Here is a 19,765-nt window from a genome sequence, read left to right as displayed (position 1 = left end):
TGTCATCCGCACGGTCTTTCACCATGCGCCCCGATAAGCTCTACGAACGGGCGACCGGAATTTTCTCTTTTTCCGAACTAGACGGGGGTGAGGATGGTCAGGAAGGGACCCGCTTGCCGGAGCCGCGCACCGAAAGGCCTGATAACAGCGGCAAGCGCTCGCTCGGGATCGCTGAGATCGAAGACCCCGCTGACAAGGCGTGCACCCAGGAAAGGATCAGCGATCACAATCTTGCCGGGCAGCCAGCGGCCGATCCGCGCGACCAACACCGAGACACTTTCGTGTTCTGCCACGATCATGCCGTTGCGCCAGGCGGCGATCTGCGAAATGTCGCGCGTGCCTCTGCTCATCACGGCATGTGTCCCCGGATTATAGACTATCCAGTCGCCGGCCATGAGTTCCTCTCCGATCCGGCCGCTTTCGATCCGCGCCGCTACCCTCCCGTGGTCGACGGAGACGGAAATGATGCCGGCATCGTTGGAAACGTCATAGGCTGTGCCAAGCGCCGTCGCCGCAACTTCATCCGATATGACCGAAAACGGGCGGGTGGTGTCGCTCGCGACATCGAAATAGGCCATGCCGGCAAGCAGGCGCACGATCCGGTGTGAGGCCGCGTAGTCGATTGCGATAGCACTTGCCGGACCGAGCGTGACCACGCTGCCGTCCTCAAGGTCGATCCGCTGGATTTCACCTTTGACCGTAGCATGGTCTGCCTGAATTCTCACGACCAGATCGGGAACTGCCACAGAGCCGGTTGCGATTGCGCCCGCTCCGACGAGGCCGGTGACCAGGAGCGTGCGGCGGCTTATGGCGCCCCGCTTCGGTTCCAAGGCTTCATAGCGTTCCGTCAGGACCTGGCCGGACATTCCATGAATTTCGGCAACCCGTTTCCAGGCGCTGCGGTGGGAAGGGCTGCGCGAAATCCAGGCATTCACCATGTCGACCGAGACCCTGTTGTCGGGATCCCCTTGCAGGCGGATGGCGAGATCGGCTGCCTCGCGGAAAAGGCGTCTGTCTTCGGGCAGCTCGTTCATAATCGTCCTTCGCGCCGGAATCACCGTTCGGGAGATATCTCACAAAGGTCTACGAATGAAAGTGCGGAAATTTCCGTCAGGATTTTTATTACGGGCGGTTGAGGCGCGCGTCGATATGTTCGTAGGCGTCGCGCAGGAGCGTCCAGGTTGTCGTGCTCGAAAGACCAATGGTGGCGGCTGTTTCCGCAATGGTCAGCTCGCCAAGTCTGTGCAATTCGAAGGCTCGGCGGGTTCGGTCAGGTAATTCTGCCAGCGCCGCCTTGGTGAGTTCCAGCCTCTGGCGGTCGTAGACGATCGTCTCGGCGTTGGGCGACTGATCGGTGATCTCGGCGAATTCGTCGTCGCTTAGATCGACCATTTTCAGCACGCGTTCGCGGCGTTGATGGTCTATGCGCAGGTTTCGGGCGATGCGAAAGAGGTAGGCGACAGGATTGTTGACGCCGGCTGCCTCCTTGGGCGGGGATACCAGCAAACGTACGAACGTATCCTGCGTCAGATCCGCAGCAGTTTCCACCGTCAGTCCCCGTCGGTGCAGCGTTCGAGCGATATCCTTGGCGTGACGGCGGAAGAGGGTTGATAGGTCCCAACTCATGACGATGTTTAAACTCGCTCGGGTCGTTGTGGTATCGAGCCAACTGAGGCAGCGTTGAGAGAAATTATTACGTCTTGATGATTGTGACGCAAGATCAACAAATTAGATGCGCCGTATCGCCAAGAAACCGTGCTCCATAAAACCTTCCCTGAAATCTCATATTTATCTGACACATACGCATGGGCCGGGAGACGCTTGAGGCCAATCGAGTGCGGTAAACACTTTGGCAATGTTGCTCGATTGCTACGGTCGATGGAGTGAGACGACAGGTACGCATTGCCAACTGCGTGTCTTGGTCAAATAGGACGCACGATTGCACTCGCGGATATAGAGCATAGGTTTAAGGTTTATGATGAGCTTGGGGCGTCACGCGCAGGCGGGGTATCGAGACGTTGGGGGAGACGGGGATTGCTCGGCCGAACGGGCACCGAGGAGAAGGCGCTTTCGCTGGTGTTGGATGACGCCGGGATGACATCGCCGTTCCACGGCGATGTCCCTAGTGCACGTCGGAGGGGCACCGTTTTTGGCCGGTAAAGGTATTACTTCTCAGTAGCTTGATTGTCTGACGAGCTTGGGCACGTCCTCGCGCTGACCCCATTCATGCCACGAGCCGTCGTAGAGACGCCAGTCTGGATTGCCAAGTTGCTCGACCATGAAACCAAGAATGCAGGCCGTGACGCCAGAGCCGCAGGTCGTGATGACCTTGCCGGAAATATCGGCCTTGGCCTCCACGAAGACGGCGCGCGCTTTTTCAGGTGAGACGAATTCGAAATTCCTGTCGGCGTCGAAGAACCGTGCCCAAGGCGTGTTGATCGCACCGGGCATGTAGCCAGAGGCGACGCCAGGGTAGCCAGAGCCTTCCAGACCGTCGAAGCGAGCTGCCGTTCTGGCGTCCAGGATTGTAGCATCGTCGCTCTCAATGGCGACGCGAACCTCTTCGAGGGTCACCACACGACCTGGAATCAGACGAGCGGAAAACGAACGCTGTTCGACCTGCCCGCTTTCACCGGTTTCGATTGGCCGGCCCTCTGCCTTCCATTTCCGCCAGCCGCCGTTCAGAATACGGACACGGTCGTGGCCGAAGGTGCGGAACATCCACCAGAGACGGCAGGAAACGTAACCCGCATCATAGATGATGACATCGGTTTGGTTGTCGATCCCCAGACGACCGACATGGGTCGCGAAGAGATCCTCGGTGGGCAGCATGTTGACATAGGGCGAGTCCGGATCCGAGATGTCTCTCGCAGGGAGAAATTGTGATCACGGATAGGCGGAGCGGCGGCCGTGTTTTTCGACCCAGCTGTCTCCGGAGAGTACGCCTCCGTCAACCACGACGCTTCGACCGGTCACATAGCGCGAGGCGGGGGCAACGAGGCTGAGCGATGTGGTGATCAGGTCTTCCGGCACGGCGAGATGGCCGGCGGGTAAATAATCCGCGAACCAGCGGCTGCAGTATTCATCGTCCCAGAGCTCCCTGGCCACGGATTGCCGTTCGAATCCTGTCAAAACCAGAATAATTGTTGGTCGGAACCTCATTGATAGAAAGTCTTCAGAGCGCCGACCGCGGCCATGCTCACACGGCATATTCATATGATAGAGAAGCTTTAACTTGACAATTATTGTCAACATTTTATGGGTTCACTTGCATCAAAGATGGGTGACGGAGGCTTGCTGACCTCTCGGAAATGACATGAACGATATCAAGGCAGAACAATTGGAGCAGCTTTATCGCTCAGAGTCGGCCCGGCTGGAGCGTATTGCCATCCGAAAAGTCGGGCACGGGTCGGGTGCGGATGTTGTTCAGGATACATTTGCACGCCTGTGGGCCAAGGCGCTCGAGCAAATCGTTCTGACACCCGCTTATCTCAGCCGGTGTGTTTGCAATGCCGCGATTGATCAACTTCGCAGCGACAAGAGGTCCGCGCGACTGCCGCAGCTCATTACCGAAGAACAGTATATCGCACCTGCACCGACACCGCAGCAGATCATCATAGCGATCGACGCGCTTCGACATGTCGATCGGGTGATCGGTCAACTTCCTGAACGCACGCGGCATATTTTTGTGCTGAACCGGACGCACGATTGCACCTATGACGAAATCGCGACCGCGCTGGGAATTTCCTACAGCACCGTGGAACGCGAAATTGCCAAGGCCTTGCTGGCGTGCCGTGCCGCACTAGACGACATGGTTTCGGATTGAGGGTAGGCCTTATCTGCCGTCGTTATAGGATTGAGGCAGCACCGCGACTGCGAAAGATGTGAAAATGGTACCCGAAAACCGGCCAGGCCAGGAGACCGAGCGAGAGGCGATTGCCTGGTTCACGCGCATGAACGGAAGGCCTTCGCGGGCTGATAGGAAGAATTTCGAGGAATGGCGCAAGACACCGGCTCATGCGGCCGCCTATGAGCGCGTCTCATCGTTGTGGTCGTCGGCTGGTGGGGTCGGGATCTCCCTCGAGCCCTCCGAGAAGAATGCGATCGCTGTATACCTGACCCGTATCGAGGACATTCGCCGGCGTCGAAGCGGGAAGAAGGCAGGATCTGCCATGCTTTTGCTGCTCCTTTCGCTCGGCGTCTCAGCCTGGCTCTGGTTGGAAGAACCGCATCTTCTTCAAGATATGCGCGCCGACTATGTCGCCGCACGTGGTGAGCAAGTTTCGATCACGCTGTCTGACGGTTCAACGATGTTGCTCGACGCAGATAGCGCTGTGACTGTTGATCTAACCGACAAAGAGCGACGTGTAGATCTTCTGAGAGGCACAGCCTATTTCGAAGTGCAGGCCTCTCCGGTGCCCTTCATCGTTGATGCAGCAAATGGCCATTCTCGTGTTCTCGGAACTGCTTTCGACGTCTCCGTGACGCAGGAGGGGGTGAATGTGACCTTGGCGCACGGCAGCCTGCAGGTCTCGCTCGAGGGTGTCTCGACAAAGGTGGTTCTGAGACCAGGTGAAAGCGTTGCCTATGGCGACGACAAGCTTGGTTCGCCAACTCCGGTCGAAATCTCGGAGGCGATGGCATGGCGCGAGGGTCGTTTCGTATTCAACAACATGCGTCTTGCCGACGTTCTTGCGCAGATCGAGCGAAACCGTCAAGGCCGTATTGTCGTGCTTGGCAACGCGCTCGCCGACCGGCGGGTTAGCGGTAGCCTGGTACTTGCTGATACCGACGCGGCATTGGACGCCGTGCAGTCTATTGCCGGCTTCCAGATGCAGAAGCTCGGTGGCCGCCTGGTGATCGTCAGGTAGCCGGCTCTCATAGCTTCATCGAAAGCTGTAAAGAAAAATCCACTTTTTTGTGAGGGTGCCCCTACACGGAGATCGTTAGCCCATTGAGAGGGTGCGCAATGCGCATCGGGTAATCGATGAGTTGGAAAGGCTTCCCCATGAAGGGTTCAAGGATGCGCAAACGAGCGCTGTTTCTGGCAGCGACGATGCTGATGGCCGCGGAAGGCGCGGCGTTTGTTGCCGCGCCCGCCTATGCGCAGTCGGTATCCGATACCGTTCATGCCTTCAATGTCGCGGAAAAGCCTATCCGAAAAGCGCTGCATGATATCGCGCGTGTCGCCGGTATCTCGGTGATGTTTAACGAGACCGCAGCGGCTTCGGTAGGTGGCAAAGCCGTCATCGGTTCTATGACGACATCAGAGGCCATCAGCCGGGTGCTGTCTGGAAGCGGGCTTTCGTGGAGGTTCACGAATGATAGCACGGTGACGATCTTCGATCCGTCGGCGGCCGTCACATCCGGGGCTGCGGTTACTGGAGACACAACCGTTCTGGAATCCATCGTCGTCCCAGGCGGGTATGAAGAGGCCCGTGGTTCCTTCGAGGGCTATCTGGCCGGACTGACCGCGACCGCTACCAAGGTCGGAACCGTTCTGCCTGAAGTGCCGCAGACGATCAACGTCATCGGCCGGGAAGAAATCCGCAGCCGTACCGCGGCAAGGCTTTCGGAGACGCTGCGCTACACGCCGGGGGTGACCGTCGAGGCGGATGGCGTGGATTCGCGCTTCGATTCGATATCGATCCGCGGCTTCAATACCGATAATGCCACCTGGCTGGATGGAATGCCCTATCAGGCGGGATCGAGCTTGGGGAGCGGTAACAACTGGACGATCCCGCAGATCGACCCGTTTACGCTGGAGCGGGTCGAGGTTCTGAAAGGGCCATCATCCTCGCTCTATGGTCAACTACCTCCCGGTGGCATGGTGAACCAGCTTTCCAAGCGACCGCGCCGGGAAGCGGCGACCGAAATCGAAACGGGGATCGATGGCTATGGAAAGCCGTCCTTTGCCTATGACCATACGGGCCCCATCAACGATTCGATCAGCTATCGACTGATCGCAAAGGCGTCCGAGGTCGGCGCGCGGGTGGATGAAGGCAAGCGGCAGCGGCTTCTGATCGCGCCGTCCGTCACCGTCGATGTGGGGGAAGGACAGTTCACCCTGCATGGCCAGATCCAGCGGGATCGGGGCGGCATCGAGTACTCCTGGCTTCCTGCCTATGGAACGCTGTTGGATAATCCGAATGGGCGGATCTCACGCTCACTTTTCACAGGCGATCCGGCGTTCAACCGCTACGATCGTGACCAAAACATCCTCGGTTACGAATATGAAACACCGCTGACCGAGGGTTTGACACTGCGCCACGCGACGCGCTGGTCGCAGGTGAAGTCCGACCTGAACATGTTGCAGAGCGATCTCTATTGGGACGACGTGGCCGACTGGGACGGGCGCACGATGGAGCGTTATGCCGTCAAAGCGGACGGAACGACGAACAACATCGTCACCGACACGTCATTGACGTGGGATGTGGATGCCGGCGCGGTTCGTCACCGCGTCGTGGCAGGTATCGACTATGCCAGCAGCCGCTTCAATGCGTCGCGGTTTTCCGGTGATGCCCCGTCCCTCGACCTCTACAATCCGGTCTACGGGAGCGGAGGGATCGGAAACTTCTCACTGCTCAGCCACATCGATTCCAGGCTGGATCAAATCGGGGTCTACGCGCAGGACCAGATGGAGTTTGGAAACTGGCGCCTGCTTGCCGGTGTCCGCCAGGACTGGACGCGTTCCGAGGCGGATATCGAATCTGCACGCAGTGGTATCAGCACGATCGACCAGAACGAATCCGCGACGAGCGGGCGGGTCGGGCTGCTCTACCGGTTCGACAATGGCATCATCCCCTATGTGAGCTATGGCACATCGTTCCAGCCGGTCGTCGGTGCCACGGCGGATGGGCGGCCGTTCCAGCCGATGACGGGCAGGCAGATCGAGGCGGGTGTGCGTTTTGCACCGTCGGACGACATTCTTCTTACCGCAGCGGTCTTCGATTCCCGACAGACGAACCGGCTGACGGACGACCCGGTCAATGGCTATCCGGATCAGGTTCAGACGGGCGAAGTGCGGATCAGGGGCTTCGAGGCGGAAATCAAGGCAGATCTCTCCGGTGGAAAAAGTATTACCGCAGCATATTCCTATCTCGACTCGAAGGTCACGCGGAGCGAGATCCCCGAGGAACTGGGACGCAGCCTTCTCTATACGCCCCGCCATCAGGCGAGCGTCTGGTTCGATTACACGGTCGAGCAGGAGACACTTGAAGGCTGGCAGTTCGGTGCCGGGGCTCGCTATATCGGCGCAAGCCGAGGCGGCGATATCGAAACGCCGTCGGGCTATGCTGGCATCGACGTTCCCGGATATGTGCTTGTGGATACACGCATTTCCGCGCCGCTTAACGATCTGCACGATGGCGCCCGCCTGAACCTCTCCGTAAGCAACCTGTTCGACAAGCGTTACGTCAGCGGCTGCGGCAGCGTCTGGACATGCGGCTACGGTTATGGGCGGACGGTTCAGCTGACATTGTCGACGAAGTTCTGATGGCTCCGTCGGTAAAACGGCCGGCGGTCGCCCTTGACCGCCGGAAATTCCTGCTGACGTGCGGGCTTCTGGCGCTCAGCCGCCGAACTGCGTCCGCAGCGTCTTTCGATACGCCCTTCGGCCCGGTCGATCTGCCGTCAGATCCACGCCGCATCGTCGCGTTGGATACCGCCGGTGCGATCGCCCTCAATTATGGGGTGAAGCCTGTCGGAATGACAGCGCCGGATGCCAACGCGCTGACACCGGCGGCCAGGATGCTCGCAGAGCATGTGCCGCTCGTTGGCCAGAGCACATTCGACGGTCAATTGCGCTACGAGCGCATCCTCGTGTTGCAGCCCGATGTCATCGTCGGGATGGTGCGCGGCGGGACGGACTATTCCGCTTTGCATGACAGGCTCGCCCGGATAGCGCCGACCGTTCTTCTCCGGGCCGATGGCGCCGGCACATTGCTCGACGTCACGTTCCGCCTTGCGGTCGCGATGGGGCTGGGCATGCCTGCCCAGGCCGAAAGGGCACGCTACGAACAGCGCTGCATGGAGATACGTGCGCGCTGGGGCGATGTTCTGACAACGACGACATTCGCCGCGATTTCGAGCCAGGATCGTCAGATCGTTGTCTACACACCGAATTCCTGGGCAGGGCGAGTTCTGCAAGACCTGGGTGCGCGCTTTGCCGATTTCACCCAAAATGCGGATCGAAACGGTGTTTTCCTGTCCTACGAGGAAATGGGGGTGTTACGCGATGTCGGCGCCCTCCTTTATCCCTTGGTCAAGGGACGCCCGGCGCCTGAAATGGCTGACCTCATGCAGGTCGCGGGTTTTCGTGACCTGCCGTCGGTTCGTGTCGGAAACATGGTCGGCATCACCGATATGTGGCCGGAAACGCACCTGACCGCGCTACGTCTTCTCGACGAGATCGAACCATTCTTGAAGACAATCGGTGAGAGTAAGCGATGATCTCCATCACCCATCTTCCCATCGTCCTGCGCGAGCTCGAAGTGGTTGGCATCACCGATGTCGCACCGCGTCTTCGGCGGATTTCGCTCGGTGGACCTCAACTGGGGGTGTTTCAAAGCGCGGAGGGCGTGCAGCCTGCCTTCAGCAGTCCGGGGCCGGATGATCACATCAAGCTGTTTTTTGCCGATCCCCGTTCCGGAATATTGACTCTTCCCGTGCAGGAGACGAGCCGCCTGCGCTGGCCACGGTCACCGCGCGCCTTGTCGCGGGAGTACACGCCAAGGGCGTTCGATCCAGGCAGCGATACGCTCGAACTGGATTTCGTGGGTCACGATGGCGGCGTCGCGGCGCAGTGGGCCTATGGCGCGGGTGTGGGTGACCGAATTCATATCGCAGGCCCCAAGGCCTCGATGGCAATACCGCAAGCAAAGCGGGTCTTGTTGTTCGGAGACGAAACGGCCATCCCGGCTATTTTTAACTGGTGCCGTATGCGTCCAGCCGACGTCGCCATCATGGCTTTCGTCTTTTCCTCGGACGAGGCGATGCACGGTCTGTTGCCATCAGACGAGGGCGTCGAGGTGTCTTGGCTTCGAAAGCCGCTGATCGAGCCGGAAGCCTTCGTCGATCTTCTGCTCTCGGTTCACCTATCGGACGAAGACTTTGTCTGGTGCGGCAGCGAGAAGGCCTCTGCCGATGCGTTACGTCGGGCGCTTGGCAGGCCGGATTTTCCAACCGTCTCAAGCGATATCTGCAATTACTGGACGAAAACGCCGGCGCGCGACCCATGAGTGCTCGTCAGATCGTTGCGCTGTGGGTTGGCATTGTCACCGTCGTTTTTCTTGCTGTCGGCAGTCTTTTTGTCGGCCGTTCCGGGCTTCCGGCTGGCGACGTTATCGACGCCATCGTTGGCGGGGCGGGGCGGGATGCAGATACCGTGCTGGGCCTGCGGATGCCCCGCATGCTTCTTGCCATCCTTGCAGGTCTCGGACTTGGCGTTTCCGGGGCGCTGATGCAACTTCTCACGCGAAACCCGATCGCCGACCCTGGCCTCCTTGGCGCCAATGCCGGTGCTGCGATGGCAGTCATCCTGGGTTTTGTCGCGTTCGGGATAGAGCAGACATGGCAACAGGTGGGGCTGGCATTTGCCGGCGCGGGAACGACGAGCCTCCTCGTCCATGCACTGGCCGCGCGCGTGGCGGCTAGTCCAGCGCGGCTCGTGCTGGTCGGCGTCGCAGTGAGCTCCGTTTTCGGTGGTATCAGTTCGATTGTCCTGACGCGGGATGCCGAGCTGGCGCGTTCGATCCTGGGCTGGGCCGCGGGTTCGTTCATCATCGTCGATGTGTCGATCCTTTACACGGTTGCGCCGCTGATCGTGTTGGGCGTCGTCATGGCCTTTTCGTTGAGGGCCTCTCTCGACGGCATGGCGCTGGGTGACGACGTGGCGCGATCGATCGGAGTGGACGTGCGCCGGGCGCGCCTTCTTGCTCACCTTTTCATTGCAGCGCTCGCCGGTGCGGCAACCGCAGGCGCTGGTCCGATTGCATTCGTCGGGCTTGTCGTGCCGCACATGGTTCGACTTGTTCTTGGTCAATCGGCCATGGTTCTGCTTGTCGGCAGCGCGGTCTTTGGGCCGGTCCTGACGCTCCTTTCGGATATGGCGGCCCGGCTTCTCTTGCCGCATGGAGAACTGGCCGTCGGGCTTGTGACATCCGCGATCGGTGCCGCATTCCTCATTCTTCTGGTCAGGGGGAGGGTGAGGTTATGGGTATGATGGGTTGGCGGCAAAAGGCGCGAATTTTCCCGCGCCGCTGCATCATATTTACAGGCCTCATCGCGCTTTTGATCGTCCTTTTCACGCTGTCTCTGTGTCTTGGCGATTTTCCCGTCACATTGATGCAGGTCCTTGCCGCATTGATCGGGCGCGGCGATGAGACAGTGGCGATGGTGATACTGGAATGGCGCTTGCCACGCTCCGGCGTGGCCATCCTGATGGGGGCTGCGCTGGGCATGTCCGGCGCGATCTTCCAATCCCTGTTTCGCAATCCGCTCGGAAGCCCCGACATCATAGGCTTTGATGCGGGCGCGTTCACGGGAGCCACCCTGGCATTGCTGGCCGGCTATGGTTTCATTGGCAGGATGGCCGGCGCACTGGGCGCGGGTGCGCTCACGTCGGTCGCCGTCTATGCGCTTGCATGGAAAAACGGCGTCCAGGGAATGCGGCTGATCCTGACAGGTATCGGGCTAGGACAACTCCTTGCCGCAGTGGGGCAATGGCTGCTGCTCAGCGCAGAGCCGGAGACCGCGGTAAGTGTCTCCGTCTGGGCTATCGGCACACTGAACGGGGTGGAGACCCACCAATTTTTCGTCACACTCGGCTTCGCGGTTGTGCTTGTTCCTGTCGGCATCGCTCAAACGCGTGCCCTCAGGCAACTCGAACTCGGAGACGACGTTGCTCAGGCCAGTGGCCTTGCGGTCGAGAGAGCCCGCCGCCGTCTGGTCGTAACGGGTGGTGCGCTTGCCGCACTTTCGACAGCCGTGGTTGGCCCCATTGCCTTCGTGGCTTTGATTGCGCCGCAGCAGGCACGTCTTTTCATGCATGGTTCCGGCGTCTCCCCGGCCGCGGCTGGCCTGGTCGGTGCTGCGCTGCTGTCGTCAGCGGATATTGCCGCGCAGCATCTGTTTGGTGAAACGCAGGTGCCGGTGGGGACGGTCATGCTTTGCCTGGGCGGTGTCTGGCTGCTCTGGATGCTGAGTGCGTGGAAAACAGGATGATCATGTCAGGCAGGCTGCAAATCGATAAACTCATTCTCGGCTATAGGCAGCGGACGATCCTGCGCGACGTTTCAACCATCATTCCGGATGCACGGTTCACGGCGATCGTCGGTGCGAACGGTTGCGGAAAGTCCTCGCTTTTAAGGGCCATCGTCAATCTTGTGCCGCTTGCGGGCGGCGCCATTCGCCTGGACGGCGGTGCCGTGTCGACGATGCGTCCGCGAGACCTTGCGCGCCGGATTGCCCTGCTTCCCCAGTCACCCATCACGCCGGACGGTATCATTGTTCGCGAGCTCGTTGCGCGGGGTCGCTTCGCCTGGCAAGCTCGGTATTTCAGAGACAGCGGCGCCGATGCCAAGGTGATCGACGAGGCGCTTGAGCTGACCGGCATGACCCTCTTGTCGGAGGCGCCTCTGTCCGAGCTGTCAGGCGGCCAACGGCAACGGGCGTGGATCAGCATGGTTCTCGCGCAGCAGACGCCCATTCTTCTCCTCGATGAGCCAACCAGTTTCCTCGATATTGCCCATCAGGTGGAACTCATGGAACTTCTGGTTTTTCTGCGCTCGATCGGCAAGACGATCATCGCGGTCCTTCATGACATCAACCAGGCCAGCCGTTATGCGGACCATCTGATCGCCCTGGGTGATGGTGGTCTGGCCGCAAGCGGTGCTCCACAAGAGATTGTCGATGCGTCCTTCATTCATCGTCTTTTCGGGCTGGAATGCGTTGTCATTCCCGATCCGGTGGCCGGTTCTCCGATGGCCGTCGCTTCGAGCAGGATCATTGAGAAGGGGGCGATATGATATCGAGTGCGAAGATTTCCAAGACGATAGAAGGCTGGACAAGGTTTGTGGGGGAGGATGAGCCGGGTTTTGCCGTCGGTGTCTGGGCGGCAACACACGAGATGGTCTCTCATTGTTGCGGCAGGGCATATCGCGGAGGCCCGCCGATCGATACGAAAACGCTGTTCGATCTGGCATCCGTCTCGAAGATGTTTACCGCTCTCGGCGTTTTGCTTGTTCTTGACGAGAAGAATCTGTCCCTGGATACGGAGCTTTCGGCGATACTGCCTGAAATGGCGATGGCGGCGCCCGGGGTGCGGCTGCGACATCTGCTTTATCACACATCGGCCATGCCGGATTACATGGAGCTCTTCGCGGAAAACGGGTGGGGAACGGAGACGCGGCTGGGCATGCAAGAGACGCTCGATATTCTTGCTGCCCAGTCTTCAGCCGGCCGTCGGCCGGGAAGCAGCTTCAGCTATTCGAATACGGGTTATGTTCTGCTTTCGGCGGCGATTGAACGGCTGTCTGGTGTCAGCATGGCGGCGTTTGCCGCAGAACGGATTTTCAAACCGTTGGGAATGAAGCGCACTCGCATTGTGGACCGCATGCCCCTGCGTGGAGAAAACATCGCGGTCTCCTACGTCGACGGGTTCGGGCAGGAGATCAATCCACTCTGGGACATGACCGGAGATGGTCAGGTTTACACCTGCCTTGAAGATATGAGCGCCTGGGTGTCGGAGATCGTATCGCCGCGGCATTTCCCGTCGGTCATTCCACGTCTTCTAACCCGTGGCGCTCTCGACGATGGATCCCCTCTTGAATATGGCGGCGGGGTGCAGTTTGAAACGTTTGGAGAGCGTACTGGCTTTGGTCACGATGGAGGATGGGCCGGGTTTAGCTCGACACTCCTTTTTGAACCGGAAATGGGGGTGTCACTGGTCGTTCTGACCAACCGGATGGACATTGAAGCGGGCGAAATTGGCCGCAGCCTTATGCGCGCGATGGAAGAGACGCCTTAGGACCAATCGACATTCAGGACGCAATTAGGTCGTGATGTGTGATTCATGAACCTCCAGATTTTCATCTGGAGGTTCATGATGGCGAAGCCGAAACGCAACGAACTGACAGCTGAGCAATGGCGCGGGATCTGCGATCTGTTGCCCGGCAAGGTTCCTGACCCCGGCCGCTCTGGGATAGACAATCTCAATCTATCATTCGACGTTGAGCCGCAGTTCCGGTTCAACTGCGAGCATTTTCAGTTGCGTCGGTTTACGTTGGGCCTTTGCGTGGATGGTTCGAATCCTATCAAAGCGTTCGAGATGATCGAGTTCTCGCGTTGGCCAACCGGAGAGCGAAAACTGGATGAAAAATTCCGCTTTCCCATTCGGGATCTGGTGTCCCGTCGATGCCTTTGATTTGCGGTAGCTGCACGATATGGCCCGAAGCGGGCGCGGTTCAATTTTGGCCAGCGATACGCACCGCTTCTTTTTCCATTTCTGCAATGTCCTGGAAGCGATCGGCGATGCGGGCGTGGGGGCGACCGCCATCGGCGGCGGCGATGGCGATGACGATCTCGTCGGGATGCGGCGCATCGGCAATCTGGAAATTGGCGGTGAGGAAATGGGAGCGCTTGCCGTTCTCGCTCTTGTGCATCATCGGCAAAGAGAGGAGGGCACCGGGCGCGTTTCGCGTATTGGCGAATTCCAGATAGTTCGTGCCGCCGATCGCATTGCGGAACGGATTGCCGAAGCGCAGCGTGTGGATCATCGCCGAGGCATGCTCGATTTCGCCGTTGACCCCGACAGCGGCTGCCTTGCCGCAAGCCTCGATTTTTTCGGCCGGCATTTGCACCAGCAGCCGGCGGGTCATCTCCTCGCTCAGTGGCCCCGCAATGTCGATGATCTCGGGCCGCAGGTTCTCGACGAAGCCCTTGCCGGCCCAGGGATTTTGAATGATGGCGGCGACGACGACGATGTTGAGGGGACGCGGCGCGGCCCTGCCGCCCTCGATGTGGGTTTCCTCGAGGAAGGTGCAGATCTTTCTGATGCCGAGCGCCATGTCTTTTCCGCCGTCTGTTGAAACGTTTCCTCAACCTAGCGTGCAGACGCTCGCGATCTTCCTATCGTTCCGAGGAAACGGAGCAGTGACGATCCTCCGAAAACAAGTAGCATTCGTGGGCTTCGCGCCGCATTATCTCCGGGCTCAGACGGGAGTGCGCAGCGGGTTGAACCAGAAATCACGGATATTGTCGCTTCGCGACGTTGCCAGCCAGATCAACAGCGGCGGTGACCTGACCACAGTGCTGCAGCACCTGATTGCCGCCGCCTGCCGGCATGCGGACTGGGCGCTCGGCTCCATCATGGCTATCGATGCCGCGCATGGATATGCCCATGTCATCGTGCGGCATGATCCCACGCTCATCCAGCGCGATCTGCCAGACCGCTGGGAGCTGGCGACCAGCCCGTCGCTGATCGCGCTCCAGCGCAATGAGCCCGTCTATCTGCGCGACGCACGCGAAAGCACGGAGTTTCCCGGCTACCGCAAGGAGGCCTTCGAGCGGGACTACCGCACCGTGCTGGTCATGCCGATGAACTGCGCCGACGCCGAGGGCCGGCCGATGGTGCTGAGCGTCATCGCCCGTACGGTGACGGATGTCACGGAAGACGATCTCGCCTTTCTTGGAACGATCATCCATCTCGGTGCGATCGCAGTGGAAAAGCAGCATCGCCTTGCCGCGGAGAAACGGGCGTCCGATCGGCTGGAGCGGGCGCTCACGGCGCATACCTCGCTGCTGGAACATGTGCTGAGCGACGGCTCCGTGTCCTCGCTTGCCGCCATGGTCGGAAGGCTGCTGCCCAATCCGTTGGTCGTCGTCGATTTCACAGTCAACCAGGTGATCGCTGGGCGCTCTCCGCTGGCGGCAGACTTCGACGATGTGGCATGGCAGGTGGCGGTCCCTACGGTCTTTTCCCGTGCGTTGATCAAGGCGGCCCGCGACGCCGTCGAGCGTGGGGCCTTGGAAACGGCGGCGATCCTGCTGGATGACGGCACGCGGCGGCTACGTGTTTCCGCTCGTATTGAGGCCCTGACGGTCGATCGGCAGCTCGTTGGCGCGCTCGTCGTCTTTCCCGGTGCGGTTGCGGAGGGCGAGTTGGACCAGCTCATGCTCGATAGCGCCAAGTTTGCTCTCAGCGTCCAGATGATGCGCAGCTTTCTGCGCTTCCGTTTCGAAACACGCACGCAAAGCGAACTGTTTTTCGAGATCGTCGAGCGGCGCTGGCGCGACGCGGCCGATATCGGCCAGCGCGCCGCTCGGTTCGGTCTCGATTTGTCGCTGGCGCAGCAGATGATTGTGGTGGATTTTCCCGAGCAAGCCAAGGCTTTCGGTGGAGGATCCGTCGATGTGGAGCACACACTCGCGCGCGTTATCCAGCAGGCTTCCGTTGAAGCCGGGCTTGTGGCCATTGACGGCGGTGTCGTCTGCCTGATGCAACACGACGCCAGTCCTCGGCAGGAGCGAACGACAAAGCTGATGCGCCGCATGGCCGAGGAGCTCGGACGTTATCTCGGTGAACCTCCGATTGTCGTCGCGGGACAGCGATGCAGCGGCCTCGACGACTATGCCGTGGCCTGGGAGAGGTGCAGCCGGATGATCCGCATCGGACGCTCGTTCGGTTTGACTGGCGCGCTTTCGACCCAGGATTTCGGGCCGCTGCCCATGCTCGTTTCCGCAGCAGATGTAGGAGACGTGCGCAGTTTCGTCCGCGAAAGCATCGGCATCATTGCCGAACACGACCGGGAGAACGGCACGCCCTATCTGGAAACGCTGTCGGCCTATCTCGAGGAAGGTTGCCGCAGCCAGGCCTGCGCCGACCGCCTCGGCCTGCATGTGACGACGCTGCGCTACCGGCTCTCGCGCATCCAGGAGCTTTTCGGCATTGATGTCGAAACGGCGGAAAGACGCTTTGCCGTCGAGCTCGCCCTGCGTCTTTACGGTGTCATCGAGAACCACGCCTTCAGCGAACGCTGACGCTTTCGGGTTCTCCTTCGAAGCGCAGGAGAACTCTTCGCCACTCTCCTTCATCTCAGAGGAAGAAGCAGTCGGCCGGTGACGGTAGCGTCCTCTCAATGAACCGGAGAGGAGGTCGGGATGGTGGAGCAAGCGGCAGCACAGGATGCACCGATCGACCCGATCGCGCTGCGCCGGGCCTTCGGCACCTTCGTCACCGGCGTGACGGTCATCACGACACTCGAAGCCGATGGAACGCCGCGCGGAATGACCGCGAATTCCTTTACTTCCGTGTCGCTCGATCCGCCGCTCCTGCTGGTCTGCGTGGCCAAGTCGGCGTCCAGCTATGCGGTGTTCAAGGCGGCGGACTGTTTTGCGGTCAATATCCTGCATGAAGGACAGGTCGACGTATCGGCGACCTTCGCCTCGAAGGCGCAGGACAAGTTCCAGTCGGTCAACCACGACCGGGCGCACACGGGTGCGCCGGTTCTGACGGACAGCCTGACCTGGTTCGATTGCAGCCTTCACAGCGCGGTGGATGCCGGCGACCACGCCATCCTGATCGGCCAGGTGCGCGCCTTCGGCACCAGCCCGACCGCGCCGCTCGGCTTCTGCCGTGGCCGTTATGCCAGCGTGAAGGACCCGTTGCCGAGCGGCTGGCTCGCCTCGCACGGCATGATCATCGGCTACCTCATCGAGGCGGGCGACAGCCTGCTGCTGCGCTCGGACGGGAAGGGCGGCTGGGTGTTGCCGTCGGCACGCCGGCGCAAGGCGGACAGCCAGCTCGTGCTCGACGGCGGCGATGCGCTGCGCCTCGTGCCGGAGGAAACCTTTCTCTATTCGGTCTTCGACGTCGCCGATAGCGACCCCGGTTATCTCGTCTACCGGGCGCGCCTGGCGGGAGAGGGCGCCGCGGGCAATCTCCCCGCCGACCTTCGCTTCTTCCCAATCGACGACCTGCCTTACGACACGATCGCGACCCATGAACTGAGCTCGATGCTGCGGCGCTATGGGCGTGAGCGGCTGGCGGGCCGCTTCGGCATCTACATGGATTCCGACGACGGCGGCCGTGTCGCGATGATCGACGGCGAAGCCCGCGCCTGGCTCCAGGCCTCCCAAGACCAAGGACAATGACATGAAGACGACAGTCAGCTCCATCGAGGGCTCCCGCCAGCTGCTGTTCATAGACGGCCGGTTCGTGGCCCCGAAGAACGGCAACTACATCCAGAGTTTCGATCCGACGACGGGCGCGTCCTGGTACGAATTTGCCGAGGCCGATGCTGATGATGTCGAGGCGGCTGTCGCCGCTGCCAATGCCGCCTTCCGCAACCCCGAATGGCGGCGTATGACGCAGACCGATCGCGGCGCGCTGGTGCGCCGGCTCGCAGAATTGGTGCGGGCCAATGCCGATACGCTCGCCGAGATCGAGACGCGCGACAATGGCAAGCTGCTCAAGGAAACGCGGGCGCAGATGCGCGCCATGCCCGACAGCTACCACTATTTCGCCGGCATGGCCGACAAGCTGCATGGTGACACGATCCCGATCAACCGGCTCGACACGCTGAACATCAACCTGCGCGAGCCGCTCGGCGTCATCGGCATGATCACGCCGTGGAACTCGCCGTTGATGCTGCTCACCGGCACGCTGGCGCCATGCCTTGCGATCGGCAACACCATCGTCATCAAGCCTTCCGAACATGCAACGGCTTCCACGCTGGCGCTCGCCGAACTCATCCACGAGGCGGGCTTCCCGGCCGGCATCGTCAATGTGGTGACGGGCACCGGCAAGAGCGCCGGCGAGGCGCTGACCCGCCATCCAGGCGTCGCGAAATACGTCTTCACCGGCAGCACCGCCACCGGCCGCCGCATCGCTGGCAACGCCGCGCAGAACCTCGTGCCCTGCTCGATGGAACTCGGCGGCAAATCGCCCCATGTCGTCTTCGGCGATGTCGATATCGAGCATGCGGTGAACGGCGTCGTCTCCGGCGTCTTCGCTGCGGCCGGCCAGACCTGCGTGGCCGGTTCACGCTGTTTCGTCGAGGCGAGCATCTACGACAAATTCATCGATGCGCTCGTCGCCCGCACGCAGAGAATCCGCGTCGGTCTCCCGACCGGCGATGACACCGATATCGGCCCGCTCGCGCTCGCCGACCAGCTTTCCAAGGTCGAATCCTATGTTGCCTCCGGCGTGAAGGAGGGCGCGACGATCGCTGCCGGCGGACGACGGCCGCAGAAGGACGGGCTTGCGCCCGGCGGCTGGTATTTCGAGCCGACCGTAATGGTCGATGCCGAAAACGACATGACCTTCATGCGCGACGAACTGTTCGGCCCCGTGGTCGGTGTGATGCCGTTCCGCGACGAGGCGGAGATGATCCGGCTCGCCAACGATACCCGCTATGGCCTCGCCTCCGGCATCTGGACGAAGGATATCGACCGGGCGCTGCGTTTCGCCAATGAGATCGAGGCGGGCACCGTCTGGGTCAACACCTATCGCTCCGCCTCCTTCATGTCCGCCAATGGCGGCTTCAAGGAAAGCGGTTACGGCCGGCGCGGCGGATTCGAGGTGATGCACGAATTCTCCCGGCTGAAGAACGTGATCATCGACTATTCCGGCGCGATGCAGGACCCCTTCGTCATCCGCCTCAAGTAACAAGCATCGAAAGGCAGAACCATGAAGTTCGCAGTCTCGCTCACGATGGAACGCTTCTCGCCGGATGTGCCGATGGCGACCGCGAAGAACAACCTGCTGACGCTGGCCCGCATGGCCGACGAGGGCGGTTTCGAGATGCTCTGGACCGCCGAGCATCACACGATCGAATGCACGATCTCCCCCAATCCGTTCCAGACGCTCGTCTGGCTGGCGCAGCACACCGAGCAGCTGCGGCTCGGCACCTCGACGCTGGTCGCACCCTACTGGGACCCGATCCGGCTGGCTGGCGAATCGGCCCTTTGCGACCATCTGACCAACGGCCGGCTTGAATTCGGCATCGCGCGCGGCTCCTACCAGTATGAGTTCGACCGGATGGCGGGCGGCATGCCGCAGCAGGAAGGCGTCGCCTACATGAAGGAGATCGTGCCGGCGGTTAAGAAGCTCTGGGCCGGCGATTATGCCCATGACGGGCACTATTGGAAATTCCCGCTCGCCACCTCCGTGCCGAAGCCCTTGCAGCAGCCGCACCCGCGCATCTGGGTCGCCGCGCGCGATCCCGGCACCTTCGACTGGGCGATTGCTAACGGTGCGAGCATCCTGTCGACGCCGCTTTCGGCACCCGCCGCCGAAATCCAGGTGCTTTCCGACAAGTTCCACAAGGCCGTGGCCGACCATCCGGAGGTGCCGCGCCCGCGTTTCATGATGCAGCGGCGCACCTGCGTCTACGACCGGCCGGATGGCTGGGAAAAGGCCGTACAGCACAGCATGGATTATGGCCGCACCTTCGAGAATCTCATGCAGAATGTCGGCACGGTGCAGAACGGTTTTCCAGAGGCGGTGCCCTATGAGGCGGTCAAGGGCAAGGAGAACTACAATCCGGAAAACATCCGCAAGAACCTGATGTTCGGCACGCCGGACGAGGTGATCGAGAAGCTGCTTGTGTTCGAAGCGGCGGGCGTCGACCAATATTGCCTCGGCCTCACCTTCAACCTGCCCTTCGAATTGCAGAAGCGCACGATCGAGCTTTTCGTGAAAGAGGTGATGCCGTTCTTTGCCGCGCGCGAGAACGACCGGAAGCGGGCGGCTGCGGGGGGCTGA

General features: G+C 60.8%; 19 protein-coding genes. 14 read left to right on the top strand and 5 right to left on the bottom strand.

Annotated elements, in window-relative coordinates:
- Positions 1-77 precede the first annotated feature (77 nt).
- The 4 genes from MUU55_RS18935 to MUU55_RS18920 form a co-directional block, all read right to left on the bottom strand.
- The gene (locus tag MUU55_RS18935; protein ID WP_244762330.1) at positions 78-1,034 is read right to left on the bottom strand and encodes a FecR family protein; all 957 of its coding nucleotides are present in this window, start codon (positions 1,032-1,034) and stop codon (positions 78-80) included.
- An 88-nt stretch (positions 1,035-1,122) separates the two neighbouring features.
- Positions 1,123-1,626 (bottom strand): RNA polymerase sigma factor, encoded by a 504-nt coding sequence (locus MUU55_RS18930; RefSeq protein ID WP_244762329.1) that lies wholly within the window; start codon positions 1,624-1,626, stop codon positions 1,123-1,125.
- 546 nt (positions 1,627-2,172) lie between these two features.
- Positions 2,173-2,832 carry a sulfurtransferase gene (locus tag MUU55_RS29325; RefSeq protein WP_244762328.1) on the bottom strand — a complete coding sequence of 220 codons (660 nt, stop codon included), beginning with the start codon at positions 2,830-2,832 and terminating at the stop codon, positions 2,173-2,175.
- 54 nt (positions 2,833-2,886) lie between these two features.
- Positions 2,887-3,108, bottom strand: a complete 222-nt coding sequence (locus MUU55_RS18920) for a Rossmann-fold NAD(P)-binding domain-containing protein (protein ID WP_244762327.1) — start codon at positions 3,106-3,108, stop codon at positions 2,887-2,889.
- 208 nt (positions 3,109-3,316) lie between these two features.
- On the opposite strand from MUU55_RS18920, the gene MUU55_RS18915 reads away from it, so the two are divergent.
- From MUU55_RS18915 to MUU55_RS18870, 10 genes are all read left to right on the top strand, one after another.
- Positions 3,317-3,826, top strand: coding sequence for a sigma-70 family RNA polymerase sigma factor (locus MUU55_RS18915; protein ID WP_244762326.1), 510 nt, complete (start codon positions 3,317-3,319; stop codon positions 3,824-3,826).
- A 64-nt stretch (positions 3,827-3,890) separates the two neighbouring features.
- A complete protein-coding gene (locus tag MUU55_RS18910) occupies positions 3,891-4,871 on the top strand; it encodes a FecR family protein (protein ID WP_244762325.1) in 981 nt (326 codons plus the stop codon).
- 137 nt (positions 4,872-5,008) lie between these two features.
- On the top strand, positions 5,009-7,495 hold the full coding sequence (locus MUU55_RS18905; protein WP_244762324.1) for a TonB-dependent siderophore receptor: 2,487 nt from the start codon (positions 5,009-5,011) through the stop codon (positions 7,493-7,495).
- Positions 7,441-8,451: an ABC transporter substrate-binding protein gene (locus MUU55_RS18900; protein WP_244762323.1), complete on the top strand. Its 1,011-nt coding sequence runs from the start codon at positions 7,441-7,443 to the stop codon at positions 8,449-8,451. Before MUU55_RS18905 ends, MUU55_RS18900 begins: the two co-directional genes overlap by 55 nt.
- On the top strand, positions 8,448-9,239 hold the full coding sequence (locus tag MUU55_RS18895) for a siderophore-interacting protein (protein WP_244762322.1): 792 nt from the start codon (positions 8,448-8,450) through the stop codon (positions 9,237-9,239). Before MUU55_RS18900 ends, MUU55_RS18895 begins: the two co-directional genes overlap by 4 nt.
- Positions 9,236-10,222, top strand: a complete 987-nt coding sequence (locus tag MUU55_RS18890; RefSeq protein WP_244762684.1) for a FecCD family ABC transporter permease — start codon at positions 9,236-9,238, stop codon at positions 10,220-10,222. The genes MUU55_RS18895 and MUU55_RS18890 overlap by 4 nt, the downstream gene beginning before the upstream one ends.
- Positions 10,213-11,223, top strand: coding sequence for a FecCD family ABC transporter permease (locus tag MUU55_RS18885; RefSeq protein WP_244762321.1), 1,011 nt, complete (start codon positions 10,213-10,215; stop codon positions 11,221-11,223). Before MUU55_RS18890 ends, MUU55_RS18885 begins: the two co-directional genes overlap by 10 nt.
- Entirely contained in the window at positions 11,220-12,026 is an 807-nt protein-coding gene (locus tag MUU55_RS18880) for an ABC transporter ATP-binding protein (RefSeq protein ID WP_244762320.1), read from the top strand. Before MUU55_RS18885 ends, MUU55_RS18880 begins: the two co-directional genes overlap by 4 nt.
- Positions 12,023-13,027, top strand: a complete 1,005-nt coding sequence (locus MUU55_RS18875) for a serine hydrolase domain-containing protein (protein WP_244762319.1) — start codon at positions 12,023-12,025, stop codon at positions 13,025-13,027. The genes MUU55_RS18880 and MUU55_RS18875 overlap by 4 nt, the downstream gene beginning before the upstream one ends.
- Before the next feature lie 45 nt (positions 13,028-13,072).
- Positions 13,073-13,423 (top strand): hypothetical protein, encoded by a 351-nt coding sequence (locus tag MUU55_RS18870; protein WP_244762318.1) that lies wholly within the window; start codon positions 13,073-13,075, stop codon positions 13,421-13,423.
- Between the two features lie 40 nt (positions 13,424-13,463).
- Here the strand turns inward: MUU55_RS18870 and MUU55_RS18865 are convergent, their stop codons facing one another.
- Positions 13,464-14,066, bottom strand: a complete 603-nt coding sequence (locus tag MUU55_RS18865; RefSeq protein ID WP_244762317.1) for an amino acid synthesis family protein — start codon at positions 14,064-14,066, stop codon at positions 13,464-13,466.
- A 166-nt stretch (positions 14,067-14,232) separates the two neighbouring features.
- Between MUU55_RS18865 and MUU55_RS18860 the strand changes: the two genes are divergently transcribed.
- From MUU55_RS18860 to MUU55_RS18845, 4 genes are all read left to right on the top strand, one after another.
- Complete coding sequence (locus MUU55_RS18860) at positions 14,233-16,038, top strand: helix-turn-helix domain-containing protein (RefSeq protein WP_244762316.1); 1,806 nt, start codon at positions 14,233-14,235, stop codon at positions 16,036-16,038.
- 120 nt (positions 16,039-16,158) lie between these two features.
- On the top strand, positions 16,159-17,151 hold the full coding sequence (locus MUU55_RS18855; protein WP_244762315.1) for a flavin reductase: 993 nt from the start codon (positions 16,159-16,161) through the stop codon (positions 17,149-17,151).
- Position 17,152: 1 nt separating this feature from the next.
- Positions 17,153-18,667 (top strand): aldehyde dehydrogenase, encoded by a 1,515-nt coding sequence (locus MUU55_RS18850; RefSeq protein WP_244762314.1) that lies wholly within the window; start codon positions 17,153-17,155, stop codon positions 18,665-18,667.
- Between the two features lie 21 nt (positions 18,668-18,688).
- Positions 18,689-19,765 (top strand): LLM class flavin-dependent oxidoreductase, encoded by a 1,077-nt coding sequence (locus MUU55_RS18845; protein WP_244762313.1) that lies wholly within the window; start codon positions 18,689-18,691, stop codon positions 19,763-19,765.

Origin of the sequence: Shinella curvata (assembly GCF_022899935.1) — a bacterium.
Lineage (GTDB): Bacteria > Pseudomonadota > Alphaproteobacteria > Rhizobiales > Rhizobiaceae > Shinella > Shinella curvata.
Note: the sequence above shows the minus strand (reverse complement) of the source record. Positions and strands in the feature narration are given on the sequence as shown.

Bases quoted from the DNA above. Each gene is read 5' to 3' on its own strand.
- MUU55_RS18935 (WP_244762330.1), bottom strand. From the start codon at position 1,034: ATGAACGAGCTGCCCGAAGACAGACGCCTTTTCCGCGAGGCAGCCGAT.
- MUU55_RS18855 (WP_244762315.1), top strand. From the start codon at position 16,159: ATGGTGGAGCAAGCGGCAGCACAGGATGCACCGATCGACCCGATCGCG.
- MUU55_RS18865 (WP_244762317.1), bottom strand. From the start codon at position 14,066: ATGGCGCTCGGCATCAGAAAGATCTGCACCTTCCTCGAGGAAACCCAC.
- MUU55_RS18890 (WP_244762684.1), top strand. From the start codon at position 9,236: ATGAGTGCTCGTCAGATCGTTGCGCTGTGGGTTGGCATTGTCACCGTC.
- MUU55_RS18870 (WP_244762318.1), top strand. From the start codon at position 13,073: ATGAACCTCCAGATTTTCATCTGGAGGTTCATGATGGCGAAGCCGAAA.
- MUU55_RS18910 (WP_244762325.1), top strand. From the start codon at position 3,891: ATGGTACCCGAAAACCGGCCAGGCCAGGAGACCGAGCGAGAGGCGATT.
- MUU55_RS18875 (WP_244762319.1), top strand. From the start codon at position 12,023: ATGATATCGAGTGCGAAGATTTCCAAGACGATAGAAGGCTGGACAAGG.
- MUU55_RS18880 (WP_244762320.1), top strand. From the start codon at position 11,220: ATGATCATGTCAGGCAGGCTGCAAATCGATAAACTCATTCTCGGCTAT.
- MUU55_RS18850 (WP_244762314.1), top strand. From the start codon at position 17,153: ATGAAGACGACAGTCAGCTCCATCGAGGGCTCCCGCCAGCTGCTGTTC.
- MUU55_RS18900 (WP_244762323.1), top strand. From the start codon at position 7,441: ATGCGGCTACGGTTATGGGCGGACGGTTCAGCTGACATTGTCGACGAA.
- MUU55_RS18915 (WP_244762326.1), top strand. From the start codon at position 3,317: ATGAACGATATCAAGGCAGAACAATTGGAGCAGCTTTATCGCTCAGAG.
- MUU55_RS18905 (WP_244762324.1), top strand. From the start codon at position 5,009: ATGAAGGGTTCAAGGATGCGCAAACGAGCGCTGTTTCTGGCAGCGACG.
- MUU55_RS18885 (WP_244762321.1), top strand. From the start codon at position 10,213: ATGGGTATGATGGGTTGGCGGCAAAAGGCGCGAATTTTCCCGCGCCGC.
- MUU55_RS18930 (WP_244762329.1), bottom strand. From the start codon at position 1,626: ATGAGTTGGGACCTATCAACCCTCTTCCGCCGTCACGCCAAGGATATC.
- MUU55_RS18895 (WP_244762322.1), top strand. From the start codon at position 8,448: ATGATCTCCATCACCCATCTTCCCATCGTCCTGCGCGAGCTCGAAGTG.
- MUU55_RS29325 (WP_244762328.1), bottom strand. From the start codon at position 2,832: ATGCTGCCCACCGAGGATCTCTTCGCGACCCATGTCGGTCGTCTGGGG.
- MUU55_RS18845 (WP_244762313.1), top strand. From the start codon at position 18,689: ATGAAGTTCGCAGTCTCGCTCACGATGGAACGCTTCTCGCCGGATGTG.